The sequence below is a fragment of the Streptococcus mitis genome (genome assembly GCF_002005545.1).
GTDB classification, from domain to species: Bacteria; Bacillota; Bacilli; order Lactobacillales; family Streptococcaceae; genus Streptococcus; species Streptococcus mitis_I.
In genome coordinates, this window is record NZ_LBMT01000001.1 from 1,606,014 (window position 1) to 1,626,272 (window position 20,259).

At 39.2% G+C, this 20,259-nt stretch carries 41 protein-coding genes; 2 read left to right on the plus strand and 39 right to left on the minus strand.

Annotated elements, in window-relative coordinates:
• Positions 1–93: 93 nt before the first annotated feature.
• The 37 genes from QS39_RS08025 to QS39_RS08200 form a co-directional block, all read right to left on the minus strand.
• Positions 94–513 carry a hypothetical protein gene (locus QS39_RS08025; protein WP_049543879.1) on the minus strand — a complete coding sequence of 140 codons (420 nt, stop codon included), beginning with the start codon at positions 511–513 and terminating at the stop codon, positions 94–96.
• A 10-nt stretch (positions 514–523) separates the two neighbouring features.
• Complete coding sequence (locus QS39_RS08030; protein WP_077805171.1) at positions 524–1,105, minus strand: major tail protein; 582 nt, start codon at positions 1,103–1,105, stop codon at positions 524–526.
• 11 nt (positions 1,106–1,116) lie between these two features.
• Positions 1,117–1,440: a hypothetical protein gene (locus tag QS39_RS08035; protein WP_077805172.1), complete on the minus strand. Its 324-nt coding sequence runs from the start codon at positions 1,438–1,440 to the stop codon at positions 1,117–1,119.
• Complete coding sequence (locus QS39_RS08040) at positions 1,437–1,796, minus strand: HK97 gp10 family phage protein (RefSeq protein WP_077805173.1); 360 nt, start codon at positions 1,794–1,796, stop codon at positions 1,437–1,439. The genes QS39_RS08035 and QS39_RS08040 overlap by 4 nt, the downstream gene beginning before the upstream one ends.
• Positions 1,793–2,095 carry a phage head closure protein gene (locus tag QS39_RS08045; protein WP_033686235.1) on the minus strand — a complete coding sequence of 101 codons (303 nt, stop codon included), beginning with the start codon at positions 2,093–2,095 and terminating at the stop codon, positions 1,793–1,795. Before QS39_RS08045 ends, QS39_RS08040 begins: the two co-directional genes overlap by 4 nt.
• 4 nt (positions 2,096–2,099) lie before the next feature.
• Positions 2,100–2,351, minus strand: coding sequence for a phage head-tail connector protein (locus tag QS39_RS08050; protein ID WP_077805174.1), 252 nt, complete (start codon positions 2,349–2,351; stop codon positions 2,100–2,102).
• A gap of 2 nt (positions 2,352–2,353) precedes the next feature.
• Positions 2,354–2,587, minus strand: coding sequence for a hypothetical protein (locus tag QS39_RS08055; RefSeq protein WP_077805175.1), 234 nt, complete (start codon positions 2,585–2,587; stop codon positions 2,354–2,356).
• Between the two features lie 11 nt (positions 2,588–2,598).
• Positions 2,599–3,771: a phage major capsid protein gene (locus QS39_RS08060; RefSeq protein ID WP_077805177.1), complete on the minus strand. Its 1,173-nt coding sequence runs from the start codon at positions 3,769–3,771 to the stop codon at positions 2,599–2,601.
• Entirely contained in the window at positions 3,768–4,343 is a 576-nt protein-coding gene (locus QS39_RS08065) for an HK97 family phage prohead protease (RefSeq protein ID WP_077805178.1), read from the minus strand. The genes QS39_RS08060 and QS39_RS08065 overlap by 4 nt, the downstream gene beginning before the upstream one ends.
• Complete coding sequence (locus tag QS39_RS08070) at positions 4,327–5,529, minus strand: phage portal protein (protein ID WP_077805179.1); 1,203 nt, start codon at positions 5,527–5,529, stop codon at positions 4,327–4,329. Before QS39_RS08070 ends, QS39_RS08065 begins: the two co-directional genes overlap by 17 nt.
• 21 nt (positions 5,530–5,550) lie before the next feature.
• Entirely contained in the window at positions 5,551–7,281 is a 1,731-nt protein-coding gene (locus QS39_RS08075) for a terminase large subunit (protein WP_077805180.1), read from the minus strand.
• Positions 7,274–7,666 carry a P27 family phage terminase small subunit gene (locus tag QS39_RS08080; RefSeq protein WP_077805181.1) on the minus strand — a complete coding sequence of 131 codons (393 nt, stop codon included), beginning with the start codon at positions 7,664–7,666 and terminating at the stop codon, positions 7,274–7,276. Before QS39_RS08080 ends, QS39_RS08075 begins: the two co-directional genes overlap by 8 nt.
• 140 nt (positions 7,667–7,806) lie before the next feature.
• Entirely contained in the window at positions 7,807–8,133 is a 327-nt protein-coding gene (locus tag QS39_RS08085) for an endonuclease (protein ID WP_077805182.1), read from the minus strand.
• Positions 8,134–8,249: 116 nt separating this feature from the next.
• Positions 8,250–8,396, minus strand: coding sequence for a hypothetical protein (locus QS39_RS11060; protein ID WP_180375021.1), 147 nt, complete (start codon positions 8,394–8,396; stop codon positions 8,250–8,252).
• Between the two features lie 163 nt (positions 8,397–8,559).
• Complete coding sequence (locus QS39_RS08090; RefSeq protein ID WP_077805183.1) at positions 8,560–9,102, minus strand: site-specific integrase; 543 nt, start codon at positions 9,100–9,102, stop codon at positions 8,560–8,562.
• 191 nt (positions 9,103–9,293) lie between these two features.
• Positions 9,294–9,695 (minus strand): hypothetical protein, encoded by a 402-nt coding sequence (locus QS39_RS08095; protein WP_015997053.1) that lies wholly within the window; start codon positions 9,693–9,695, stop codon positions 9,294–9,296.
• Positions 9,692–10,018: a helix-turn-helix domain-containing protein gene (locus QS39_RS08100; RefSeq protein WP_257617752.1), complete on the minus strand. Its 327-nt coding sequence runs from the start codon at positions 10,016–10,018 to the stop codon at positions 9,692–9,694. Before QS39_RS08100 ends, QS39_RS08095 begins: the two co-directional genes overlap by 4 nt.
• A 176-nt stretch (positions 10,019–10,194) precedes the next feature.
• Entirely contained in the window at positions 10,195–10,446 is a 252-nt protein-coding gene (locus QS39_RS08105) for a DUF3310 domain-containing protein (RefSeq protein WP_077805186.1), read from the minus strand.
• On the minus strand, positions 10,443–10,856 hold the full coding sequence (locus QS39_RS08110; RefSeq protein ID WP_077805187.1) for a YopX family protein: 414 nt from the start codon (positions 10,854–10,856) through the stop codon (positions 10,443–10,445). The genes QS39_RS08105 and QS39_RS08110 overlap by 4 nt, the downstream gene beginning before the upstream one ends.
• Positions 10,853–11,344, minus strand: a complete 492-nt coding sequence (locus QS39_RS08115; protein ID WP_077805549.1) for a MazG-like family protein — start codon at positions 11,342–11,344, stop codon at positions 10,853–10,855. The genes QS39_RS08110 and QS39_RS08115 overlap by 4 nt, the downstream gene beginning before the upstream one ends.
• Before the next feature lie 5 nt (positions 11,345–11,349).
• On the minus strand, positions 11,350–11,538 hold the full coding sequence (locus tag QS39_RS08120) for a hypothetical protein (protein ID WP_077805188.1): 189 nt from the start codon (positions 11,536–11,538) through the stop codon (positions 11,350–11,352).
• Positions 11,535–11,795: a DUF1372 family protein gene (locus QS39_RS08125; protein WP_077805189.1), complete on the minus strand. Its 261-nt coding sequence runs from the start codon at positions 11,793–11,795 to the stop codon at positions 11,535–11,537. Before QS39_RS08125 ends, QS39_RS08120 begins: the two co-directional genes overlap by 4 nt.
• A gap of 130 nt (positions 11,796–11,925) precedes the next feature.
• Positions 11,926–12,264, minus strand: a complete 339-nt coding sequence (locus QS39_RS08130) for a hypothetical protein (protein ID WP_077805191.1) — start codon at positions 12,262–12,264, stop codon at positions 11,926–11,928.
• Positions 12,261–12,458, minus strand: coding sequence for a hypothetical protein (locus tag QS39_RS08135; RefSeq protein ID WP_077805192.1), 198 nt, complete (start codon positions 12,456–12,458; stop codon positions 12,261–12,263). The genes QS39_RS08130 and QS39_RS08135 overlap by 4 nt, the downstream gene beginning before the upstream one ends.
• A gap of 316 nt (positions 12,459–12,774) precedes the next feature.
• On the minus strand, positions 12,775–13,254 hold the full coding sequence (locus tag QS39_RS08145; protein ID WP_077805194.1) for a DUF1642 domain-containing protein: 480 nt from the start codon (positions 13,252–13,254) through the stop codon (positions 12,775–12,777).
• Positions 13,247–13,573, minus strand: coding sequence for a hypothetical protein (locus QS39_RS08150; protein WP_180375022.1), 327 nt, complete (start codon positions 13,571–13,573; stop codon positions 13,247–13,249). Before QS39_RS08150 ends, QS39_RS08145 begins: the two co-directional genes overlap by 8 nt.
• Positions 13,545–13,745, minus strand: a complete 201-nt coding sequence (locus tag QS39_RS08155; protein ID WP_077805195.1) for a hypothetical protein — start codon at positions 13,743–13,745, stop codon at positions 13,545–13,547. Before QS39_RS08155 ends, QS39_RS08150 begins: the two co-directional genes overlap by 29 nt.
• A 14-nt stretch (positions 13,746–13,759) precedes the next feature.
• A complete protein-coding gene (gene ssb, locus QS39_RS08160) occupies positions 13,760–14,155 on the minus strand; it encodes a single-stranded DNA-binding protein (RefSeq protein ID WP_077805196.1) in 396 nt (131 codons plus the stop codon).
• A gap of 86 nt (positions 14,156–14,241) precedes the next feature.
• Positions 14,242–14,469: a hypothetical protein gene (locus QS39_RS08165; protein WP_077805197.1), complete on the minus strand. Its 228-nt coding sequence runs from the start codon at positions 14,467–14,469 to the stop codon at positions 14,242–14,244.
• Complete coding sequence (locus QS39_RS08170) at positions 14,469–14,663, minus strand: hypothetical protein (protein WP_077805198.1); 195 nt, start codon at positions 14,661–14,663, stop codon at positions 14,469–14,471. Before QS39_RS08170 ends, QS39_RS08165 begins: the two co-directional genes overlap by 1 nt.
• Positions 14,664–14,677: 14 nt before the next feature.
• Positions 14,678–15,448, minus strand: coding sequence for an ATP-binding protein (locus QS39_RS08175; RefSeq protein ID WP_077805199.1), 771 nt, complete (start codon positions 15,446–15,448; stop codon positions 14,678–14,680).
• On the minus strand, positions 15,442–15,600 hold the full coding sequence (locus QS39_RS11185; RefSeq protein ID WP_219335918.1) for a hypothetical protein: 159 nt from the start codon (positions 15,598–15,600) through the stop codon (positions 15,442–15,444). The genes QS39_RS08175 and QS39_RS11185 overlap by 7 nt, the downstream gene beginning before the upstream one ends.
• Entirely contained in the window at positions 15,588–16,412 is an 825-nt protein-coding gene (locus tag QS39_RS08180; protein ID WP_061641143.1) for a phage replisome organizer N-terminal domain-containing protein, read from the minus strand. Before QS39_RS08180 ends, QS39_RS11185 begins: the two co-directional genes overlap by 13 nt.
• Before the next feature lie 18 nt (positions 16,413–16,430).
• A complete protein-coding gene (locus QS39_RS08185) occupies positions 16,431–16,724 on the minus strand; it encodes a hypothetical protein (protein WP_077805200.1) in 294 nt (97 codons plus the stop codon).
• 12 nt (positions 16,725–16,736) lie between these two features.
• On the minus strand, positions 16,737–17,051 hold the full coding sequence (locus QS39_RS08190; RefSeq protein ID WP_077805201.1) for a hypothetical protein: 315 nt from the start codon (positions 17,049–17,051) through the stop codon (positions 16,737–16,739).
• Positions 17,052–17,061: 10 nt separating this feature from the next.
• A complete protein-coding gene (locus tag QS39_RS08195; RefSeq protein ID WP_049515393.1) occupies positions 17,062–17,352 on the minus strand; it encodes a hypothetical protein in 291 nt (96 codons plus the stop codon).
• A gap of 236 nt (positions 17,353–17,588) precedes the next feature.
• Complete coding sequence (locus QS39_RS08200) at positions 17,589–18,302, minus strand: ORF6C domain-containing protein (RefSeq protein ID WP_077805202.1); 714 nt, start codon at positions 18,300–18,302, stop codon at positions 17,589–17,591.
• Between the two features lie 53 nt (positions 18,303–18,355).
• On the opposite strand from QS39_RS08200, the gene QS39_RS08205 reads away from it, so the two are divergent.
• Entirely contained in the window at positions 18,356–18,952 is a 597-nt protein-coding gene (locus QS39_RS08205; RefSeq protein ID WP_077805203.1) for a hypothetical protein, read from the plus strand.
• 7 nt (positions 18,953–18,959) lie between these two features.
• On the opposite strand, the gene QS39_RS11065 is transcribed toward QS39_RS08205, so the two are convergent.
• Together QS39_RS11065 and QS39_RS08210 are read right to left on the minus strand one after the other, a co-directional pair.
• On the minus strand, positions 18,960–19,112 hold the full coding sequence (locus QS39_RS11065; protein WP_180375023.1) for a hypothetical protein: 153 nt from the start codon (positions 19,110–19,112) through the stop codon (positions 18,960–18,962).
• Between the two features lie 27 nt (positions 19,113–19,139).
• Positions 19,140–19,355: a helix-turn-helix domain-containing protein gene (locus QS39_RS08210; RefSeq protein WP_000248658.1), complete on the minus strand. Its 216-nt coding sequence runs from the start codon at positions 19,353–19,355 to the stop codon at positions 19,140–19,142.
• A 165-nt stretch (positions 19,356–19,520) separates the two neighbouring features.
• Between QS39_RS08210 and QS39_RS08215 the strand changes: the two genes are divergently transcribed.
• A complete protein-coding gene (locus tag QS39_RS08215) occupies positions 19,521–20,255 on the plus strand; it encodes an XRE family transcriptional regulator (protein WP_077805204.1) in 735 nt (244 codons plus the stop codon).
• Positions 20,256–20,259 lie beyond the last annotated feature (4 nt).

Sequence of the window (20,259 nt, forward strand, 5' to 3'; positions counted from 1 at the left end):
AATCTGTCTGATAATCTAACGCCATCCCAATGGAAATATGCTTGAGATCATCGATAGATAAGCCAGTTTCCTTGCAACAAGATAGATAAGATTCTACCGTGAAGGCTTCTTCGCTTGCTGTTTCTGATGTGTCTGTTTCTTTTTTGTTTGCAGCACCGTATTCAACATTTCCATCATTAGTGGACAAACTTCGTCAAGAGGAAATTCTTCCATCTCCATGAAGAAATCATCAAACGGTTTAATTTTAGGATTGCCAGATTTAGCAAATACCCAAAATAGACGATAGAAAAAGGTAATATCGAAATCTTCTAAAAGAGATAAATCGACGCTTTCCGCAACCAAATCATTACCTTTTTCCAATTGATTCAATTGAGCTACCAATTGTTTATTTTTCAAAAGTCCCAAAAGGTCCTTGAAAAAATCCTGCCCAAACTCGTTTTTGTAAGCGATTGGAGTATAGGCATTTGTTGCAAGCTCATAGCGCTTATTGCTGATTTTAATACTTCGACGCATTCTTTACTCCTTATCCTAGAGATGTTGGCTCATAAACGCTAGTAAACCAAGCGTCATACACTTCTTTCTTGTCTGCAGACGTAATCGAACGTTTCACTACGCTATCAAGCGGACGTGGTGAAGCTTTGAAGCTAAGTTCACGCTCGTTGACAGTTGTTCCGCTCTTAGTAGCAGAGCCGTTCGATGGACGACTAGCAGAGCAGTAGTAGAGAACGTAGCGAGTCTTATTTTGATCTCCTGAAAATTCAAACATAATCGCAAACGGTTTAGTTGAAGCATCGCCTTTTTCAGTCAACACTCCTGTTTGGTCATCCTTGAGTTCTCCCAGAATTTTCGTCGCAAATTCTTCTGTGATATGTGGTACTTTCAATTTCCCTTCATACCCTTCGTTTGAGTTCATGAAGTGGTAGTCCACATCGTCGGCTGGGATTGCTTTCGATTCTCCTTTTGGTTCTAGCTCCAAGTTCATAGCTCCAGGGAAACGAAAAATCTTCCCGTAGCTAATGACATTTGTTTCCCCATTGATCGTTTCGATTGGTGCGATATGCACATTTTTCAATCCAAAGGTTACTTTGTTTTCTGTTTTTGTCATCTTCTTCTCCTTTAGTACAAATAAACAGTATAAGGCTTGACAGATAGCCTTTCTGTCGGGATATAGCTTTCTTCTGACACCTCAAAAACAAGTTGATGTTTAGACAACAAGTCTTCCAAGGCCTCTTCCAAATCTTCGTCTTTACGCTCAAAGATAAGCTCTACAGTCACAGATTTAATCTGGTATTCCTGTTCGTCATCTGCTCTCTTGATATCTGGATGTGATTCAAAGTAGATAAGGTAAGGTGTTTGAGGAACGTGTCCAGTTTCAAACGCACGATAGGCTATAGGTAGATTTGCTTGACTTAGAATATCGACAAGGTCAGATAATTTCATTTTTGAATAGCCTCCTTAACTTTACGTTCAAAGGAATTGATTAGCTTTTCTTCTACAGGTTGGATATGAGGGATAGCACGACTTCGACCACCATTCCTTAAAACATGGCCATTTTCAAGTAGGTGTGTCAATTGATAGCCTGTAGCATTATGGATCACGTATGAGCCTTTTGCATTTTTCTTGAGACGCCATCCTCTTCCATACTTTCCTTTATTCTTTGGGCTTGTCGCTTTCAAAGTCGCAACAGCTTCATCACCTAACTCTTGTGCGATAGCGTCAATCTCATCTTCTAACTCACTAGAATATTCGCTCAGTGCTTTAGCGATTTCTGCTGAAAGGTCACCTGTTAAACTCATGGCAATTCCTCCATCAAGGTCAGCTCCAGAATTTCTAGACCAATCGGAAATGTCTTGAGAATACGATACCGTTTCCCATTAAATTCCGCTTCTTCCTCGTTGTTATACTCAAAGCTATGAATATCAAGGATAAGGCTTGGTCTAAGTCCGACCTGGCTAGCCTGATAAAATTCAGAACGAGTAATGGAACGCTTGCGACACAAAATAGTCAATCGTTTCTCCTCAAATAGAGGCTGGTGCAATTTATCTAGTCCTGTTTTTACCCTTGAGATTAATGTAATCTCATTGTTCCACGCCATCTTCTTACCTCAATTTCAAATTATGCAACCGCCATAAAAGGTGGCGTGGCATGTCCACCCCACCCTCATAGCGAAAGGCTGCATAATCAACTACAAACATTTGGTGTTCAGCATTTTCTGATTCAAGCGAAACTCCCAAATTATCTTCCAGTTCAGTCATGACAGCTTCGATGATTTTCTCCAAAGGCTTATCACGTAGATTTGTTGCTATACCCAATTTTAGTTTTAGTAATTCTAATAATTGAGCATTGTCCATAACTACTCCTCATCTTCCTCTTCGGGTTCTTGAGTTTCTGCTTCTCCTTCGGAAATATCGTCATCATCGATTTTAGTCAAGAAAATAGATCCTGCACTATTTGACCCGTCTAACAACTCTTGAATGAAGGCCTTGCTACTTCTATATCCTGTTCGGGGATAAATGTCCCCGATTTGGTATTCATATTGTTGAGGGTCTCTCAAATCCTTAAAAGGACGGATTACTTGATAAGCCATCAACTGCCTCCTTACCCTGCAGCGTCAGTGTATGTTCCGAAGAACCCAGCTTCTTCATCTACTTTCTTAATATCCAAACGGATGAAAAGCCCAAGCAATTGTCCGTAGATGTCATTGTTCACCCATTTAACAGATACTTGAGAACGATCAAACTCTTTGACGAACTCAGTGACATCACCGATGAAGAATTTCATATCTCCTTCATCTCCAAACACTGTGTCATCTACTTTGTAGATTGTTTTCCCACCAAATGAATAGCCAGTAGGTGAAGCTACATCGGTTTGAAGCATGTAGCGCCCATCTTTGTCCTTTACCTTGTCAAGTGCGGCAAACATTGACTTAGTTACAACGATGCTTGCTTTGTAAATTGATTTAAGCTTCTTATTGTAGATGTCTTTAATACCATCAAATCCAGCTGCATCTGCTTGGGTAGCTTTTTTGAGGACAGCTGCAACTAATGACAACTCAGTATTTTCACCTTGATTAAACACTTCGTCTTCAACAATGGACATGATGTCATAGTCTGCGTCGTCAATCATTTCTTGTGACACAGGGACATATCCACGGTAAGTCTTGATTGAATAATCAATCTCGCTGATTGCTGGTTTTCCAAGTTCTGGATTTGATTTCAATTCCTCTGTTGAAACCATTACACCATCCGTTTTCTTGATAAGTGGATATTTACCAGATCCACTGTTAACTTTCACACGTTCCACAAGATCCAAAAGTGGATTACGTGTTTTATTGACAAAATGAGGTTTCAAAACTTCAGTAGGAATCAGAGCTGCGCTTCCTGAATCAGTAGTTTTCAAACCTACGATGTCACGAGTTTGACCAGTACGAATGTATTTAGCAATTGCGTCACGTTGTTCCAATTTCTGTCCTCCACGTTTTTCTTGACTTGGGTAAGTTGGTGCTTTTCGATTTTGCTCCTCGATTTGTTTTTCCAACTCGTCAATTTCTTTTTCCAGCTGCGCTTTTTCAGCTTCTTTTTCTTCAATTTCCTTTTGAAGATCATCTACAGTCTTTTCAACTGCTGAAACTTCTTCATCAGTTTCAGCACGATCTAACTTCTCTAATTCAACAACCGAACGTTTGTTTAATTCTTCGATAGTTTCTTCCAACTCAACTACTTTAGTTGCTTTTGCTCGCATACGAGCACCAAAGATTAATGCCTTATTCATAGCTTAAATTTCTCCTTAATTTCTTTCTTGCGCTTATCTAGCGCTTCACGATTCGCACGGCTCTGACTTTCGAAGTCTTTTTGTCGTGCAGCAATTTCCGTTTGCGGATAGGCTGGGAAAGTACATGGACTCACTTCAAAGATTTCTAGCTCTAAGACAGTGTCCAGATACGAACCATCTTCACGTTCCTCTGTTTCGATTTTTATCGGGATAAAACCAAAGCTACATCCGATAACATCTCCACGCTTAACACGGGCATAGGCTCCAACCGCTTGAGGATCATCCTTGTTAATGATGATGTCCCCAAAAAGACCAACATCATCAACACCCAGAGTCAGAGTTCCGTTGCCTGTTCGACCGAGAACAAGACTATCATCGTGGTTAAATAAAGCTCTGATATCAGCGTCTTTGATAGCTTTCTCAACCCCGACACGCTTAATAACTTCACAGTAGCCTGGCCACAATTCCGTCTCCTCGTCAAACTTGATAAAGTAGCCACTCAAAATCAAATCACCAGAGTCTTCTTCTCGCGTTTGAAATTGAGTGGCACGATAACTATTCCGTTTCTGCATTCTCTTCCTCACCTCCTTTCAATTTATTTTGGTCTCCTATCTTCTCTTGAGGGATAAAGTTCTCAAGGACAATCAACTCTTCCATCTCAGGATCAGGAGCCATACCAAGCCAATCTCTCCACTCATTACGACGCATTGCAGTACTGTTTGTCATTTGACGTGCAACCTCAGACAACTCTGTAATGTTGTAAGAGAAGAGTGAGCGAGGATTTAGCTTGAAGTAACGATTACTAGACAAAAGTAAGTCTCTGGTTAGTGTTTGAGTAATAGTGGTAGCGATACTCATGACAGTCGTATTTACAAAGTTGTTATACTCTGTCTTGTTGAACTCTCCCACGCCCAAAATAAAAGCAGGTACTCCTAATAAACCTGCAACTGTTCTTTTATCTAATTCGACAGACTCATTTAGAGCGATATCCGTTAGACTAAGTGGCTTTACCTGTTGGATGTCCAGCAATGCCTCTGGAACAATCCATGGAGCGCCAACCCTGCTAGTACTTAAATACTTCTCAGCGATACGCTCACGCCCTTGCTCCGAGTCTAGTTCAGCACTAGACGAGTCTACTTTAACGATAAGACTAGGAATGTTCTTACCGTTCATGAAGCTTTTTTTAGTCTTAGTAGCCATGTTCAAACTTTGAACCACATCTGTCAACGTCACCCTAAAACCAGTACCAATGTATGGAATATCCGGATCTGGATTGATGACGAAGTGGACTACTTCGTTAGGGGAATACTTTTCACCCCTAAATGAGATTACATAGGAATTCTTATCTGTTTGGAAAGAAACTTCTCTCATCGGAAATGGTCTTAAATTGGAAATATAATCCGTAACAGGTTCATATTCCACATGTAAGACAGAATTTCCATCGCCGTATAGAAGCAAATCGCGCACAATCTTGAAAATCCATGACTTCCTTGTCATGTGTTCACACGGATTAATGTCAATCTTTCTAGCAAGCCCATCACGGATTCTGATATCACCTTTATCTGTATTCTCCATCAGGTGGATGGTCATATTAGAGACCAAATCAGCAATCTTATTAACCGCTGTCACCACATCTGGATTTCTGGCCAAAGGTACATACGAATCCATCAGGTTTGACAATCCTAAATCTGAATGACTCAGCATGTTGATTGGTTTACTTGGCTTGTTTCGTTTCCAAATTTTTTCAAAAATACCCATGTTTCCTCACCTCCTTTCTCTCTAATCAAAGAATCTCATCACATCGCCACCCTTGCCAAGATTAGCAAGAGCCTGTATACAAGCAAAGACGCTGGCATCAAACAAGTCAATCCTTGCAGTACCACCGTCTCCATCTAATTTTTCATATTGCACAGCGTCATCCACCTTTTCAATTGCTCTAACATTGCTCACACAGTATTCATAAGCGTCAGAATGAAGATAGTAAAATTCCTTGTTCTTGACTTTGAACTCAATCCGTCTGAACCCCTCAGATTTCAGATAGAATAACTGAGGCTGGTCAATCATCTTGAACTTAGCCTTTTTCATCTTAGTCAAAAACTCACGACCAAACTTCCTATCCATTCCCACAGCTTGGATTTTAAATCCACGCTCACGCATACTGATGAACCATTTGACGATATCGTCATAGAGAACGGTAGGAGTATTGCTCATCGTCAGCCAGCCATCAGACTGCCAGCCAAAAAGTGGAATCCCATCATCATTAGCCTTCTTCTGAGCATTGATACGAGGAAAGAAAGCATGTGTGATACAGATATCAACATCTTTTTCTCCATCGTGATAAACACCGTAGAGAGCAGCCGCTGTTAAGTCATGCAATCTTGACAAGTCCGCACCACCATACCAACGAATCGGCAAGCGTGCCAGCTCTTCTAAACTCCAGTCATAGCAACTGTCCGACGCTATAAACTCATCGGGATTGAAATAAGCGTTCATAGAGTTAGTGAAGATATTCAATGTCTTATTGAAAAACTCGTTTCGAGTCTGAGGATCATTCATGGCCTGCTCTGCTTCTTCCTTGAGAGCCTTGAGCGAAACCGTGACCCCCCATGACGGATTAGCCATCTTGAGAATATTCTCATCCAGATAGTCCACCACGTCTCCATCAGCAGATTGATTAGCCTTGCAGATGAAGATAAAAAATGAATCATCAGTGACTAATTGCTTAAGCACCTTTTGACAGTATTTCAGACGGTTAGCAAGGAACCCCGTAGGAATATCCCCAGCGGTAGAGATAACAAAAAGCATACTGTTACGGTATGCTGACATTGTTTTTTTCATAAGACCATGCTTCTTACTGTTTCGCATCGTATGAGCTTCATCTAGGATAATAACGTTGCCATTCAGAGAGTCCAGACGACTCTCATCATTGGCAAGTGCTTGGATAAAGAAAGAACCTTCATCACCAAAATTAGCAGTGATAGAATGCTCTTGGTTATTATCCTTGATACGAATGTTCTTATCATTCCAACGCTCGACGTTGAATCTTAAAAATCCAAAAGCTTCCATCGCTTGCTTGACTGAGTTAGCAACGATATAGCATTTTGAACCGCTATCCGTGTCCAAAATCTGATAAGCAAGTGCGATTGCAGCAGTAAACGAGGTTTTTCCATTCTTCCGAGCAAGCATGATGAGCGCTTCTTTGAACCTACGCTCATTCGTCCCCTTATAGTAAAAACCAAACAGGTTAACAACAACGAAATGTTGCCAAGGTTGCAAAAGCAACGGCTTGTTACGGATAGACACCGCAAACATATCATCGCCCTGCTGATGAACTATCACATTCTCGATAAAGTGAATAACAAAATCCACCATATCCTCATCCATCTCAAACGCTGGATTTTCTAAATCACGGAAAAAACGTTCAGCAGCAAGAATGTTCTCCTCGCAATGTTCCTCTTGGTGAGTTAAGACGTGTTGAGCGTATTCTTTTGCTTTATCAAGATTACCCATTTCCACTCACTCTCTTCTTCTTGATTTCATTCTTGAACTTCAAGACTTCTGCTAGAGGTGACTCTCCTTCTTGTTCAACCACCTCACCGAGAGATTTCGGATTCATCATCAACTGATTAGAGTAGCTGAGAATGTCTTTCCTCAAAATTTCCATAGCTGTCAAGATTGGAACTTTGCGCTCATTCTCGGCACCAGCCTTATTGACGTAGGTATCTGTCACTGGATATCCCATATCAGCATAATCTTGAGCAAGTTTCTGATACTGATATAGCATTCCTGCAAAAATACCAATGATCATTTCGAACTCTTTACGATAAGTGCCCAAGTCTTTCATCTGCTTGACTACTTTTGACTTAATCGACTTTTCTGTAATTGGTTTAGCCAACAACTACCTCCTTTCGTCAAAATCGCTTAGTTTTTACCCCCTTTTTGTTTGAAGGCCCCCGACTTGGAAAAAGTTCCCTTCACCGGTTCCCAGAGACTTCGAAAAAAATTTTTTGAAGTGGGGGGATAGAAAAAAATTTTTCATTTTTCATTTTTATTTTTGAAAAAAGTTAAAAATTCTTTTTTTCTTTTCTTCTGCCAATAAATTCCATTTCCAATTATCTTATCGTTGTTGCGGTCATGAAACGTATTGTGTTTACGGTTAGTCAGTGGCAAACAATTCCAAGATACATACTCCAGCTCTGGATACTCAGATACTGGGTAAATATGATGAACCATTTCAGCTGGAACTGACTGACCATATCTTAGACTTTCTTGGCAAAGGTAATCGTATTGTCTCATGACCTTGTCACGGAACTTGTACCACTTCCTTGTCTTCAAGCTCTGTCTGACTGGTTTGTTGTACATGATATATACTCCTCTGCAAAATAAAAGGACAGGCTCTTGACCTATCCCATCTCATACAAGAAATCTATGCTACCATAATAAACCTTTTTTTGTGAGACTTCAAGATGTCTTTTGTCTCATTTTACTTTTCTTGATTTTCTTTTTGAGTAACTAAAAATTGGATTCCTTAATTCTAATTCTTTCTGTTTGTGGTAATCTTGATGTTTCCACATGACTCCATCATGGTCATCAACCTTTCTGTATAAATTATATTGATTGTCCATTTTTCACCTCCTGTAACTATACCAATTTTATCCCTCACTTTCACATATCTTATATTTTGTTAAACTCACTCTAGATCTCAAACCCTTACTAATTATGGTTTTTAAAGCGTTTCGTTTTTTCAGTTTATGCTTAACTCATTATGTGAAAGTAATATCTAAAAAATTAAATGACAAAGTTCCGTAGTGCGTCATCAAGCTCTGCTTGTTCTATTCCTATGTATCTCAATGTGATTGCAGGTGATGAATGATTGAACATTTTCTGTAATGTTCCTACGTCCTTTGTCTTGTTGTAATATTTATAGCCGAATGTCTTGCGCATTGTATGTGTACCGACATTATCAATACCAAGTTCTTCAGCAGCTTCATGAATGATTTGATAGGCTCGCTCACGAGTGATCGCTTTATTCTGACCTTGCCTACTCTTAAATAAGAAATGATGAAATGGTTTCCCTTCAACATATCTTCTCATTTCTTTCTTAAGTTCTTTTGTCATCCGTCTTGTTATCTGCTTGCCAGTCTTCCGTTCTCTCAGCTTGATGTGCCAACCTTGAACATCTTTAACTTTCAAGGTAAGTATATCTCCAACTCGTAACCCAGTATTCAGACCTGTGATGAATAGCATGTAATACATCTCATTCCATTCTCTGAGATAATCTTTCATAGCTTGTATATCATCGTTCTCTTTTATTGGTGATACAAATTCCATATTCTACCTCCTTTCCCAAAACAAAAAGCCAGCATTTGCTGACTCTTGACGATACTTCTGTTGGACAACTTTTCTGACTAGAATTAAGGATGACTCCTAAAGTGTGATGTGTGTTTTTGTTTCAGAAGTTCATGCTATCATAATAACCCTTTTTTTGTGAGACTTCAAGATGTCTTTTGTCTCATGTTTATTTATAGCTCACCTTTCAAAATAGCGTACTGCTCTAGGATAATCCTTCTACGTCGATAGATTGTAGCTTTGCTCATGAATTTCTGTTCTGCTATTTCTTCCCATCTCAGTTGAGGATATCTCCAGCGCAGATTAAAGATTTCCTTATCCTCATCAACTAGATTGATTAGGAGTTTGTTAATAATAGCTTTGAACCCTTCGAGAAATTTTAAGGTTGGATCATCCGCTATTCTGATTGCAATGGTTTCGGTAGGTTTGCTTATTCCTACGCTGGGCCCACTTTGAGAATCTGGATTTCGAGTTTCTAGTTCTAGCCTTCTCAAATCTATTGTCCGTTGAATGTTTTGAAATTTGAAAAGTTCTCTGTCTAATGTTTTGAGGTCTTCGTCGCTTAATTTCTTCAATTCCTACCCCCTCGATATCTTCGTGATTGTTTCCACTTGATAATCTTACCATCGTTATTGTTGTTAAAATAATCTGGCAATCTTGCTGTTGGACTTTCTTTGTAGACCACTTTTTCGACTACCTGGATTCCAGGCATCATTTCATCATCTATCCATCCGACTAACCAAGCAGGATTTACATCATAGGTTTTGGCAATCATTTCTATTTGCTTAATGGACGGATATCCACCACGTTCATACAAATGAATTGTATTTTGGGAAACACCTGTATCTCTGGCCATATCTTTGACGGAAAGACACAAGTCCTCTCTAAGTTCTTTCAGTCTTAGCTACATCTTGCAAATCTCCTTGCGTATTTCAAATAATTTTCCCTTCAAATATCAGAGTTATTGTCCCTGTCCCGTCTGTGTGTTTAGAGGTCAGCGCACGACAATCTGATCCAAATTCAACTCCTTCAATTGTGAGGCTATTCTTCACGCTATCAACGTTGATGATAGAATCATTTGATGTTTTTATTCTCATGCTCCATCTCCTCAATCAGCCAGTCTAAATTTTTTCTAGCTTTCTTCAGGTCTTCAAGACCGTTTTTCTTTTGGAACCGTAACATATACTTGATTGCATTTCCCCAAAAGAAAGCAGACGCTCCAGAAAGATTCCCAACGAAGTTATGCACGACCTCGATAGCCTCCAGACCGTTTGCGCCTTGGTAGTGGCTTGGTTTGTTTATGTTGTCAATTATTTCTGGGTTCATTCCTTATCCTCCAAAAGCTCTGGGTTTTCGTAGATGTTGCCGATGATTTCAAATGGATATGTGTTATTTTCAACCAATTCCGCTAAGAGTTCCTGTTCGTTATATTTTTTCGACTCGAACATAAACAAAGCGTGCTCTTCATCCCAAAATACATTCAGGTTTATCACTTCATCATCAGTTTCACATGCTAAAATATCCCCCTCAAAGATTTCCTTACCTTTCTTATCTCTGAGTCCTGTTGATTGCATGATACATTCATAATCATCATCAAAATGTAACCATTTTTTTCTTTCTTCAATCCAAATAATAGGACAAGTCCAGTTTTCATCACTTAGATCACAATTGCCTACCATGACTTTGTAGTTCATTTCGTTTCGCGTTCTATCCCACGCTCTAAATTTTGGTATCATGCCAAATCCTCCTCTTTTACGAAAGTTCCGTCAATCCAACGACCCTTGCGGTCTTTGATTTCGTTGTAGGCCATTTTAAAGCATCCCTCGAAGCTATAACCAAGTGCATAGCTGATTGATTTCAGGTAGCCTATTGAACACATTAAACTATATTGACACATTTTCTCGTATCTTGAATTCTGATACGATTGAAAATTACTAATGTTAGTATTCAGCCATTTGAAACATTCCATCACATCTCCGGTTTTTACAAAGCACGATTCCTCAAAAATCTTATCCACATCCACTTTTATCAGCAAGCCCAAACCAACAATCACAACTGCGCAATCTCCGATGCTGTCCTTGGTCAGCTTCTCATTCTTTTTGAGATAGCCTGCGCATAACTCGCCGAACTCTTCGCTGAGTTTTAATGATTGCTTGTCCAGTCGTCCGCCGTTCTCTAAATCTCGGTCTATAAACCATTGTTTAACTTTGTCTAGTGTGTTCATCTGTTTCATTCCTCCTTATCTAAAATCCATGCAATATAGACACAAATCAGAGCAAGCATAATGGAATCCGCCAAATTCCCTATCACTCCACCTAAGATGATAATTTCAAGTATCTTCCAGAGATAGTCCAATACAATAAAATGGACAAATTGGGTTAAGAAGAAGTTATACTTCCCATTAAATCGAACTTTCACAACATCACCTCATCCCCAACTTTCACTTTCTCATACACTTCCTTCGTAACCACGAACACACCGTAGTCACGAATCGTAAGCGTGTACAGCTTCCCATGGCGTCCTTTCTCAAGGACTTTACCAAAAATCTCAGCGCCTGCGTTATCTGCCTTATAGATAACCATGGGCTTCTTCTCTTCCAAATCTCGAATCCTGTCCATCTGCCAGATGTTTAGTCCAGCAGATAATAAAATCCAGATAGCTATGAATCGTTTCATCACTTACTCTCTCCCGTAACTTGATTACGCTCGACTCTTAACTTAAAGCAGTCGTTGTTGCTTGTGCGAAGTATTGTAATCTCTTCTCCCCACTGACTTCGTGTATACGGGTATCTGTTTGGTCGTTTCATTATTTTTCCTCCAACTTCTTAATTTCCCATTCAACCTGTTCTTTTCTGCGATTCAGGTCTGATAACTTCTGCACTTCAATTGCTTTTTTAATAACTTCAAGCCGTTCGATTTCTTTTTTAAACTCAATAAGCTTATCGACTTTTCGTGCGTATTCTCCGAAATTTTCAGCCCAGTTATATTCTTCCCATCCAAAAGCTCTTCTTAATTCTCTTTTTTGCTCATTAAATTTATCTATCATAGCCTTATTAAGATAAGCTTGTACAATCAAGATATAAATTGACATACCGATTACTAACGAAGAAATTAAAATCATCCCCCAAAACATCAAATCTTTCAATCTGTGACCTCTCTTTCATCTCTCACTTTTTGCAAATAATATTTATATATTTCATTGCCGCTATGTTCATTTACTAACTTTTCAAGTGCTTTATTGACCACTTCTGATATGCTTCTATAACCACCATATTCTTTTAAGGCTTCGACATGGTCATACATATCTTTGGTAAACGTTGCTTGTACCTTTCTAGCCATCACTCCAGCTCCTCTTCATTGTACGGTATGTCTCCATTTGATAAGCACTTAGATTCAATCATCAAGAAATCATTGACGCATTGCTGACTACAGAAACAATTTTCAACATCGTTAAATAATGCTAGAATAACATGATTCTCTTGCACTACCAGAAACTCGTCTTCGATTTCTTTGCAACAGTTTGAACACTCATATCTCATCACTCAACCTCCTCAATCTTTATTATTTTTATTATTTTTAAAGAACTTATAAAAAATTACTGACCAATATGAAGTCCACATAAGGTAGGATAACGATTGAAGGAATTGTTCTACTGTCATCCTTCAACCTCCTCAATCTCAATACCCGGACAATCAAACACCCAGCCGAAGCCTAAGTCTTCGATATCGTTTCTTGTGAAATCAGATATAAAAAACGAACTAAAAAAAATGCTGGTCTCGTCTTTGCGTAAGTATTGACTAGTGCCTTTTATCTTTACTCTACACCTTTTCTCTTCCTCAACCTCGTAGCCTAGAAGCCATGCAAGACAGAATTTTTCGATATTGCCCTCGTAGAACCAATCAGGAACTTTCTTATCATAGTGATCTTCAATTACTCTCATTGCGCCGTAAACATGAAAGTTGTTTTTCTTTTTAAATTCTATATATTCCGCCACAAACTGCGGAACTTTGACTTTTTCTGGTTCGTCTAGTTGTTTGATTAAACCAAGGACAACTCTCTTGTCAATCCAAGGTCTTGTTCTTGTATTATGTGCTGGTACGGCTTCGATTCCCTCAATCAATTCCTGCTTATTCATCTTCGCTTCCTCCATAAATCAAATAAACTGCAATAACTACCTGAGCCATGCTTGGCGAATAGCCAACCCAATCATCAAACTCCTTAGATTTTGGCAACCAACCCTTAGTAGCTCCCAAATCATAGTCTGTAGGCTTTTCATCAGCGAAGATGCATTCCATCGCTCCTATAAACGTCATACCATCTTCTGTCATTTCCCAAAAATAGTCCGCCCGGTCTTTCACCGCTTGTGGTAAATCTTGTTTGGGAGGTTTGGGTTTCCCGTCTTCTACCGTCCAGTTGTATACTGCATTAACTTTTTGCTTTAACTCTTCCATCATCTTCCAACTCCTTTTTCAACTGTTTTACTTTCTTCCTCAACAGGTCACGTTCTGCTGCTCGCAAATGCCTGTATTTTGGCAGACAAGGTTTAGATAGTTCCACTATCCGTTTTTCTAGCACCTCGATAGCGTGCTTCTTACCATCTATCACAGCTTGTTTGTCGTACTTCATCAATATCTCTCACACTAAAACGGAAAATCATCTTCTTCAAGGGAGTATCCTGGCATTTGTTCCTCAATATTCGAACGGTTAGCTGTATCATCACGCTTTTCAAGTCGCTCAAAACCATCTGCGACCACCTCAGTCAGATAGACTCTGCGACCCTCTTGATTCTCATAGTTCCTTGTCTGGATGCGACCAGTCACACCGACCAGATTGCCCTTCTTGCACCATTCTGCAAAGAGCTCCACCTGCTTGCGCCACATCATGCAGTTGATAAAGTCCGCCTCTCGCTCGCCGTTGGCTCCTTTGAAATTCCGATTGACCGCCAAAGTAAAGGTCGCAACCGCCACATTCGATGGCGTATATTTTAATTCAGGGTCTTTTGTCAAGCGCCCCACCAACGTAACATTATTGATCATCTTTCTTTTCCTTTCTTGCTGCACGTTCTCCAACTAAATAGCCGAGAAATAACCACAGAATAGCCATTCCAAATTCTTTAAAAAGTTCAATCATTTTCTTCTCCTCCTGAAAAAGTCGCTAAATAGTAACAATCCTTAGCACCATAGTCAAATCGTGTTGTCCGCTGACCGATGTGCTTCTGAAACCTTGGGTGAGTGATAGCCGAGAATGCCCTTTGATGGTCTTCCATACGCTCAATGAGATCATCGACGTTATTAAACGCACCAAGGAAGAATTGACAGTACCCGTTATAGACGAAGTAAAGCTCTAACATCACTCCACCTCAACAGGGTAAAAGTTCCCAAAGGAACCCCTCAATGCCTTACCAACCTGTACGGCTGCCCCACGAGAAACAAACCGCAAGGCTTTCTTCTCCTCTGAACATGAAATATCCAAGCCAGTCACACCGATAACAGCGGACCTTAGAAACGGCTTATCCTCTCTTGTACCATGCTTTAAAATAAACATCAGCCACCTCCGTTTTAAAAATATTGCTTTCGCTTGTTTGTCAAGTCGTTGAAAACCATCAAATGGTCTTTATCCACACCCTTCATTAGTCTGGACATGAAAGGTCTGCCATATCTTTTCTGAATATCAGCAGAAGTCAAATTCGTGGTAATGATTGTATTTGCACGCTTATTCAGGATATTGTAGAGAATAGTAAACGACCATTCGCTATCCTTTTCCATGCCCAAATCATCCAAAACCAAGAACTTAGCACTCGCAATTTTATTGACCAGAAACTCTTCCTGACTAAAATCAGCTTTAATCTTCATCAGCAAGTCCGTCACGTTGATGAAAATAGCAATCTCTTTCGTGTACTCAGATAAAGCTTTAATCATCGCAAAGGCCAAATGACTCTTACCCGTTCCAGCTTCTCCTTGCAACACGATGTTGTTCCTAGCACCATCAGACCACTCACGACAAATCCTCTTTGCAAAAGCTAGCTTTTCCGCTTCTTTTTCAGTGGGTGTCTCAAAATTGTCCAAAGTAGCATTTTTCAAAACCTCATCATAAAGAGAAAACTTCTCAAGATAGTATTTCCTCTCTCGTTCATTCTCAGCGTCGGCCAGTTCATTCACTCTTACTTGATTCTCCTCATGGATCCGCTCAGATTCACACATACGGCACACAACACTCTCAGTCCTCAATATCTTTATCAAAGGAATGTTATGTTTTTCGCAAAGCTCTTCCTGTTGTTCTGTATTCCTACGATAAGATAAGGCGATTTCCTCAAACACATTCTCTACCATACTAGCCGACCTCCGCATTCCTGCCAGCTAGCCATTTCAGACAAGCAAGCAACCACTTGATGAATTGGCTGGTTCGCTAAAAGAGTTTTCTTTTCGTAGCTTAACGGATAAAATTCCTCTTCAAATTGCTTGATAAGTTCTAAAACCCCCATTCTTCCTTTGCCCCCTGTTCTGATTGATTTCCACGAGAAGTAGTAAATCCTCTTGACTTGTTAAAGTTTGATTGCTCTTCTTCTTGTTGTACAGTAGTTTTGATACCATTTTGCGCCCAATTCTTCAAAATACTATTTACATATCCAAAACTTCGTTTTGAATTATCAGCAGCCTTGTCAATCGCAAGTTTTACCAATTCATACTCCATATGGTCAAATCTAATGTAGTCAAGTAGTTGTTCAAATTGTTTCCCATCAAGCACTCCGACACGAGATTGATAATATTCAGCAATAGCAGCAGGAGAATTGTCCTTTGCAGAATCTATCTCTTTTATATCTCTATTCTCTTTTATATCTCTATTCTCTATCTCTATCTCTGGTGCCTGTTCGTCCGACAAATGTCCGGACGAATGTCCCAAAAGTTTTTGACCTTTTTCTAAAGCGATTTTTCGTCTATATTCACGCTTTCTATCAGCTTCAGTATTTGATGAACCAATAAAATTTTGGATATCAAGCATGTAGATGGCCCCGTTATCCAAAACCTCAATCAATCCCATCTCTTTAAATATTCCGACTGACTTTTCTACAACTGCAACTGGTTGCCTAGTAATCGTTGATAGCATCTGTGCATTATAAGGTATGCGGTCATTAAACATTAATTTACCATTGTTTTTAAGGCTTCTAAGATAAAGTTTTAGTAGAATGTTAGAATAAAGTATCCCGTCTGGCATGCTTTCAAGGATTGCTATATCGTCATTATCAAAAAAATTGTCTCGCAATTTTAAGTAATAATATTTTTTATTATCAGACATATACTCCTCCAATCCACACTAAGTCTTTGCCCCCCATTTCCTACGATTCGCACGGTACTTCATTCGCATATCCTCATAGATGTGTCTGCCTTCTAGCGCCATTTTCTCAACCTTTAACAGCTTATTTTCAGAGACCACATCACGGTAGTCCTTGGCTAGTTTTTCATAGTCGGTTAGGTATTCTTTGATAAGTGAAATTTTCCTGTTCTCGTCCTCTAAATATATTTCAAAGTCAGACTTTTCTTCATCAGACGATAACATTTCTTTATTCACTCTTTCATGCCACAACAGCCATTCAATCAATTCTTCCATTTCCTGCCCTCCTCACTTCAAGGTGTGCCTTTTAGGCTCTGGCAATGCCAGAGGTTCAGGGCGTAAACCTACAGGCGGTTCGTTGTCGTAGGTGAAGCCTTTAAACTCTCGCCGAATATTCTTGCGAATTTCTTGCCATTTGTCCTCTCTACCACGTTCGTATGCATGGTTATAGCCTTGGATAATCATAGACGCAAATTCTTGCTCTTCTCGTCTCTCTTCTTCCTCGCGTTGTTCTCGCAATTTGATATGACGGCAAGCCGCTGCAAATCCAATCAGCAAGCCTCCTACTCCCATTAATTGATTTAAAATCGGTGGTTCAAACATTTTTATCTCCTTATGCTCTTAATTTTCGTACTTCTTTTTCTAATTCCAAAATCTCATAAACATCATTGACATCGTACATAATATCTTTCCCTTGCTTACGAAACCTTAAGCCTTTACGTTCTAGCTTCTTAATATAGCCATGAGTGAAGCCAAACTTCTTCATCAAAGCTTGTTGATTGATTGGCATGCGATCATTCTCTAACTGCGCCTTGACCTGCTTTTCAGCAAAAGCCAATAATTGATTCGTGAACAATTCAGCACTTTCGCCGTCCAATCGTAATTGTAACGTTATACCTTCCATTTTCTACATCCTCTCAACTATGCGGGCAAGCATTTTTGTGATATAATGGTTTTAATTATTTAAGTATGCGCCTGACTTCGTTAGGTGCTTTTTTTGCGTTGTTGTCAAACTGTTTTACTTTCCATAGCCCTGAGTTCAATCTCATGGCTTACTTGTCTAAATAGCTTCTCTGTACGTTGTGGATTCGCTGATGAAGTAATCAGCAAGTTCGATGATTTTATCTTCCATGCCTACCCCTACGCTTGACTAAATGCGTTCAGTTCCATAATCTTCATCTTGGTATTGGTGCTTGGCTCCCACGTCATCCAGTAAGCAAGAGCAGCTTCTGCAAACTTCTTCGGTAACAAGTCATAGCGACTGATATTAAAATGATCCTTGAAATCAATCTCAGCTTGTCTAAAGACTGACTGAGCAAAATTCTTATCCGCATAAGCTGGACTATCGATACCACCAAGGCAAGCAACTACTCGAGCCTTGCGCTTCTTCAGTAGCGATTGAGCATAGCTTGGATGAATCGGTTGCTCACTCTTCAGATAGTCAATGTCTTCCAACATGGTCGCCTGTTGCTCACGCAATTTCTTTTGTCCAGTGAATAGAGCAATAAAAGCATCTTCGTCCAAGTCCTCACGGATAAATCCGCCCTGTTTACGAATAGCTGGCAAGACCTCTGATGTCACCCAGCGCTTGAACTCTTTAGCTTGAGGCAACTTGCTGGATAAGATGAGAGAGTAGAGACCAGATTCGTTGATGATAATAGTATTTTGTGTTCGTCCCAGATTGTCTGTGAGTCCGTATTTCACGGAGTCATCTTCATCAACGTGCCTAGAAATTGCGTCCAGAGGTTTAGCATATCCTAAGATATCCGCTACATCCTTCCCGACAAACCAAGGCTCGTCATTAATTGTCAAAGTACGGACTTCCTGCCCGTGAAAATTAAAAATTTCGTTCATAAAGTTCCTTTCTAAATTTGGTATAATGAAATAAAAACGATTGGAGAGAAAATATGACTGAAAAAATTTGTTTTATTGTAACTGCTATCGGTGAATCTGGAACACCTACCAGAGAACGAGCTGACAACGTATATAGATATCTTATTGCTCCTGTTTGTGAAGAACTTGGTTATAAACCTGTTCGTGTTGACCATGTCAACGCAGTTGATAACATCAACGAAACTGTTATAAACTATCTCAAAACTGCCCCTATGGTTGTAGCAGATATGACAGAGCATAATCCCAACGCATTTTACGAATTAGGTTTCAGACAAGCTCTTGAACTTCCTCTTGTGCCAATTATAAAAGTGGGAGAAAGACTTCCTTTCGATGTTATTACGACTCGTACCGTTTTCTATGATACGGATGTAGCAAAAATCGAAGAATCTAAAGAGAATTTAAAAGCTAAAATACAAAGTTTTAAAAACTTTGAAATGCCTGAGAATCGTGCTGAAAGAAATCTTACACTTGACGATCTCAATGACAATTTGACCAAAAAGCTAAACAAGATACTAAATCTGTTAGAAAAGCAACAGTCTTATTCTCCTCTCGTACACACGCATGATTTTGATTTTAAACCATTGCAAATCGACAATCAGTCATTTACTTAAGAGATAATCAATCGGATACAGAACCGTCCATTATTCCCCGAAGATAAGAAATAGCTAGCTCTTGTTGAATTTGAAGTTCCCCAATCTCAGCGAGTTTTTCATTTATAAGTCTAACGGTCCTCAACACTTCATTGAGGGCTGTTCTTTCTAGTTCGTTCATAGTGTTCCTTTCTTCAATTTGTCGCACTTATGCGACTGTTTCACTAAAAAAAATAGATAAAGCTTCGTCTTTTGAAAGACCGAGGGAAGAAACAATCAAGTTTACTTCTTGTATAGAGAAACTACCATTTTGTTTCATTTTTCTATAGAACGTACTCTTATCAATCCCAATATCTTTTGCTAAAGCCTCTTGAGTAGTATTGCGTTCGATAATTTTTCCTTTTAATTTCGATACATTTACCATATCTTCTCCTTTCTGTTTGTCGCATTTGCGCGACTTATTGTTTTAAGTATAACTGATAAAAAAGGAAATGTCAACAAGAAAATCGCATTTTTGAAACTTTTTATATTGCATTTTTGCGACTAATGTTGTAAAATTATTGTGTAATATATAATAAGGGGTAAAAAAATGAATGTCGGAGAAAGAATAAAACAACGTCGAAAAGCGTTGAAAATGTCTGCGGACGAGCTTGCAGAAAGTGTAGGTGTCTCTCGTTCTACTATTTTTAGGTACGAAAAAGGAGATATTGAAAAGGTTGGACCTGAAGTATTAAAAAAAATCGCTGACAAATTAAATGTATCACCTGGAGACTTGATGGGATGGGAAGACAATCAACAAGAATTGAAAATCCCAACCTCCCCGTTAGTTCACAAAATTACTGAAAAGGTTGTCAAGCTATCAACTCCGAGAAAACAAAAGGTTCTTAACTACGCTAACGAACAATTGAAAGAGCAAAATAATAAAGTAATCACAATTGAGGAAAAGCTTTTTGAATACCGTGTTTTTGAAAAACTTTCAGCTGGTACTGGATTCTCATACTTCAACGATGGGAACTATGACACTGTTTTTTACGGCAAAGACCTAGACCACGATTTTGCTTCTTGGGTTTTCGGAGATTCCATGGAGCCTAAGTATATGAATGGAGAGGTCGTTCTTATCAAAGAAACAGGATTTGACTATGATGGTGCTGTTTATGCAGTTGAGTGGGATGGCCAAACTTACATTAAAAAAGTTTATAGAGAAAAAGACGGTCTTAGACTCGTCTCTATCAATAACAAATATAAAGATAAATTCGCACCATTTGAAGAAGATCCAAGAATCATTGGAAAAATAGTCGGAAACTTCATGCCAATAGAAAATTAAAAGG

What these genes read in the sequence shown, in the direction of transcription:
- QS39_RS08025 (WP_049543879.1), bottom strand. Translation starts at nt 513, where the DNA reads ATGCGTCGAAGTATTAAAATCAGCAATAAGCGCTATGAGCTTGCAACA.
- QS39_RS08030 (WP_077805171.1), bottom strand. Translation starts at nt 1,105, where the DNA reads ATGACAAAAACAGAAAACAAAGTAACCTTTGGATTGAAAAATGTGCAT.
- QS39_RS08035 (WP_077805172.1), bottom strand. Translation starts at nt 1,440, where the DNA reads ATGAAATTATCTGACCTTGTCGATATTCTAAGTCAAGCAAATCTACCT.
- QS39_RS08040 (WP_077805173.1), bottom strand. Translation starts at nt 1,796, where the DNA reads ATGAGTTTAACAGGTGACCTTTCAGCAGAAATCGCTAAAGCACTGAGC.
- QS39_RS08045 (WP_033686235.1), bottom strand. Translation starts at nt 2,095, where the DNA reads ATGGCGTGGAACAATGAGATTACATTAATCTCAAGGGTAAAAACAGGA.
- QS39_RS08050 (WP_077805174.1), bottom strand. Translation starts at nt 2,351, where the DNA reads ATGGACAATGCTCAATTATTAGAATTACTAAAACTAAAATTGGGTATA.
- QS39_RS08055 (WP_077805175.1), bottom strand. Translation starts at nt 2,587, where the DNA reads ATGGCTTATCAAGTAATCCGTCCTTTTAAGGATTTGAGAGACCCTCAA.
- QS39_RS08060 (WP_077805177.1), bottom strand. Translation starts at nt 3,771, where the DNA reads ATGAATAAGGCATTAATCTTTGGTGCTCGTATGCGAGCAAAAGCAACT.
- QS39_RS08065 (WP_077805178.1), bottom strand. Translation starts at nt 4,343, where the DNA reads ATGCAGAAACGGAATAGTTATCGTGCCACTCAATTTCAAACGCGAGAA.
- QS39_RS08070 (WP_077805179.1), bottom strand. Translation starts at nt 5,529, where the DNA reads ATGGGTATTTTTGAAAAAATTTGGAAACGAAACAAGCCAAGTAAACCA.
- QS39_RS08075 (WP_077805180.1), bottom strand. Translation starts at nt 7,281, where the DNA reads ATGGGTAATCTTGATAAAGCAAAAGAATACGCTCAACACGTCTTAACT.
- QS39_RS08085 (WP_077805182.1), bottom strand. Translation starts at nt 8,133, where the DNA reads ATGTACAACAAACCAGTCAGACAGAGCTTGAAGACAAGGAAGTGGTAC.
- QS39_RS11060 (WP_180375021.1), bottom strand. Translation starts at nt 8,396, where the DNA reads ATGGACAATCAATATAATTTATACAGAAAGGTTGATGACCATGATGGA.
- QS39_RS08090 (WP_077805183.1), bottom strand. Translation starts at nt 9,102, where the DNA reads ATGGAATTTGTATCACCAATAAAAGAGAACGATGATATACAAGCTATG.
- QS39_RS08105 (WP_077805186.1), bottom strand. Translation starts at nt 10,446, where the DNA reads ATGAACCCAGAAATAATTGACAACATAAACAAACCAAGCCACTACCAA.
- QS39_RS08110 (WP_077805187.1), bottom strand. Translation starts at nt 10,856, where the DNA reads ATGATACCAAAATTTAGAGCGTGGGATAGAACGCGAAACGAAATGAAC.
- QS39_RS08115 (WP_077805549.1), bottom strand. Translation starts at nt 11,344, where the DNA reads ATGAACACACTAGACAAAGTTAAACAATGGTTTATAGACCGAGATTTA.
- QS39_RS08125 (WP_077805189.1), bottom strand. Translation starts at nt 11,795, where the DNA reads ATGAAACGATTCATAGCTATCTGGATTTTATTATCTGCTGGACTAAAC.
- QS39_RS08135 (WP_077805192.1), bottom strand. Translation starts at nt 12,458, where the DNA reads ATGGCTAGAAAGGTACAAGCAACGTTTACCAAAGATATGTATGACCAT.
- QS39_RS08145 (WP_077805194.1), bottom strand. Translation starts at nt 13,254, where the DNA reads ATGAATAAGCAGGAATTGATTGAGGGAATCGAAGCCGTACCAGCACAT.
- QS39_RS08150 (WP_180375022.1), bottom strand. Translation starts at nt 13,573, where the DNA reads ATGATGGAAGAGTTAAAGCAAAAAGTTAATGCAGTATACAACTGGACG.
- QS39_RS08155 (WP_077805195.1), bottom strand. Translation starts at nt 13,745, where the DNA reads ATGAAGTACGACAAACAAGCTGTGATAGATGGTAAGAAGCACGCTATC.
- ssb (WP_077805196.1), bottom strand. Translation starts at nt 14,155, where the DNA reads ATGATCAATAATGTTACGTTGGTGGGGCGCTTGACAAAAGACCCTGAA.
- QS39_RS08165 (WP_077805197.1), bottom strand. Translation starts at nt 14,469, where the DNA reads ATGTTAGAGCTTTACTTCGTCTATAACGGGTACTGTCAATTCTTCCTT.
- QS39_RS08170 (WP_077805198.1), bottom strand. Translation starts at nt 14,663, where the DNA reads ATGTTTATTTTAAAGCATGGTACAAGAGAGGATAAGCCGTTTCTAAGG.
- QS39_RS08175 (WP_077805199.1), bottom strand. Translation starts at nt 15,448, where the DNA reads ATGGTAGAGAATGTGTTTGAGGAAATCGCCTTATCTTATCGTAGGAAT.
- QS39_RS11185 (WP_219335918.1), bottom strand. Translation starts at nt 15,600, where the DNA reads ATGGGGGTTTTAGAACTTATCAAGCAATTTGAAGAGGAATTTTATCCG.
- QS39_RS08180 (WP_061641143.1), bottom strand. Translation starts at nt 16,412, where the DNA reads ATGTCTGATAATAAAAAATATTATTACTTAAAATTGCGAGACAATTTT.
- QS39_RS08185 (WP_077805200.1), bottom strand. Translation starts at nt 16,724, where the DNA reads ATGGAAGAATTGATTGAATGGCTGTTGTGGCATGAAAGAGTGAATAAA.
- QS39_RS08190 (WP_077805201.1), bottom strand. Translation starts at nt 17,051, where the DNA reads ATGTTTGAACCACCGATTTTAAATCAATTAATGGGAGTAGGAGGCTTG.
- QS39_RS08195 (WP_049515393.1), bottom strand. Translation starts at nt 17,352, where the DNA reads ATGGAAGGTATAACGTTACAATTACGATTGGACGGCGAAAGTGCTGAA.
- QS39_RS08200 (WP_077805202.1), bottom strand. Translation starts at nt 18,302, where the DNA reads ATGAACGAAATTTTTAATTTTCACGGGCAGGAAGTCCGTACTTTGACA.
- QS39_RS08205 (WP_077805203.1), top strand. Translation starts at nt 18,356, where the DNA reads ATGACTGAAAAAATTTGTTTTATTGTAACTGCTATCGGTGAATCTGGA.
- QS39_RS11065 (WP_180375023.1), bottom strand. Translation starts at nt 19,112, where the DNA reads ATGAACGAACTAGAAAGAACAGCCCTCAATGAAGTGTTGAGGACCGTT.
- QS39_RS08210 (WP_000248658.1), bottom strand. Translation starts at nt 19,355, where the DNA reads ATGGTAAATGTATCGAAATTAAAAGGAAAAATTATCGAACGCAATACT.
- QS39_RS08215 (WP_077805204.1), top strand. Translation starts at nt 19,521, where the DNA reads ATGAATGTCGGAGAAAGAATAAAACAACGTCGAAAAGCGTTGAAAATG.